Source organism: Streptomyces sp. PA03-6a, from assembly GCF_033792765.1.
GTDB lineage: Bacteria > Actinomycetota > Actinomycetes > Streptomycetales > Streptomycetaceae > Actinacidiphila.
In genome coordinates this window covers 1-1,634 of record NZ_JARAVK010000548.1, presented here as the reverse complement: position 1 = coordinate 1,634, position 1,634 = coordinate 1, and the positions used below count along the sequence as shown (strand labels likewise).

At 73.9% G+C, this 1,634-nt stretch carries 1 pseudogene; it reads right to left on the bottom strand.

Annotated features, from left to right (window positions below):
• Positions 1 to 1,535 (bottom strand): annotated as a pseudogene (locus tag PV350_RS46525) (hypothetical protein); the annotation flags it as partial.
• Positions 1,536 to 1,634: the final 99 nt, after the last annotated feature.

The following is a 1,634-nucleotide window of genomic DNA, read 5'->3' as shown; positions in this document are numbered from 1 at the left end:
CCACTACCCCGCGACCCACCCCGGACAGGACCAGCCACAGAAACGGAACTGGCCACAGCCTCCGGCGCGGTCACGGTGGCAGCACCAGCAGACGCAGCAGCAGGCGCGGGGCTGGTCCCGCCCGCACCAGCAGAACCACCCTCCACAGCAGCTGTGCCGGGCGCCGCCGCAGGCTCCCCACCGTGCACATCACCCGGACCACTTACGGCCGTTGTCGGAAGACCGCCGGCCTCACCAGGAGAGCCGGATACCTGCCCGAAGCCCGCCAGCCCGCCAGCCGCGCCCTCCTGGACCGGCGCAATGTGATCATCGAACCCGCCACCGCCACCGGCACCGGCAACGGCACCGGTGGCGGGAGCCGGGGACTGGGCGGTGACGGTGCCAGGGGTGGCGTCACCCCTGACGCCCGGCCCCACACCACTGCCCTCCAGACCCGTCGCTGCCACCGGCCGTGAAGCCCCGTCACCCGTCCCCGCACGCTCTGCACCCGGGACGTGCGGTCCGCCCGAACCGCCAGAGCCTCCGGAGCCCGCAGTGGTGCCGGGCCCCGCACCGGGACCGGCAGCAGCCACCCGGGAACGATCCACGGGCAGGGCGCCTGTGCCCGTACCGGCCGTGCCCGCAGTGACCGTGCTGCCCGGACCACCACCGCCGTGCACCGCCGGCACCACACCCCGGCCTGAACCGGTGCCAGCCATGCCGGGCACGTCCCCGGTCTCCGGGCCGCGGCCCGGGAACCCGGCAGCACCCGCAGCAGCAGTGGTGGCCGGGCCGCCCGCCTGCCCGCCTGGGCCCCCACCCGGCATGCCGCCACCGCTTGGCACACCACCACTCGTCCCGTGGCCGCCCGCGGCTCCGCCCGTGCTGGTGTGGCCGGTGCCGGCCAGCCCGGGATCGCGATGCGCAGCCGCCGGCGACACCAGGGTGCTGTCGCCCTCGTCGGTCTCGGGGGCGGTGAGGTCTTCTACCGGTGGCAGGCTGATCGCGACCACCGGGATCTTCGGCACCACAACCCCACCACTACCGCCGCCACCGCGGCGGCCCCCACCACCGCTGTCGGTGATGCCCTCGACCAGGCCCGAGGTGAACCCGTCCCCCACACTGCTGCTGTCCCGAAACGCCGTGTTACTCGCCCCCGTGCTGGCCATCGTGGCCGTGCCCTCGATCACACCCCGGCCCAGCACCGACCCCGCGATCTTCGGCAGGAGTACCTCGCCGACCCCGAGGAAGCCGCCCACCATGCCGCCCTCCAGGGCACCACCCAGGGCCATGTCCCGCATCGAGGACACATCCCAGCGGGTCCGGTCCCCGCGCAACATCTGCAGGGCCTGGACCGCCCCATCCAGGCCCAGCCCGAACGCCGCTCCCGCGGCCGCCCCTGCCACCAGCCGCCGCACGATCAGCGACACCACCGCCCGCGCCCCCGCAATCAACGCCGGCACCGCCTCCGGAAACGCCCACCCCCACTGCGCAATCTCCGCCGCCGTCCACGCCAGCATCCCCACGATCATGAACTTCGCGTACTCGATCTGCAACGCAAACTGCCGACACGAATCCCCCAACCGCCCAGCCCCCTCCGCCAGCACCGGCAACTGCAACCTCAACCGCCGCGCAAAAGCCGCATACCGCTCCCC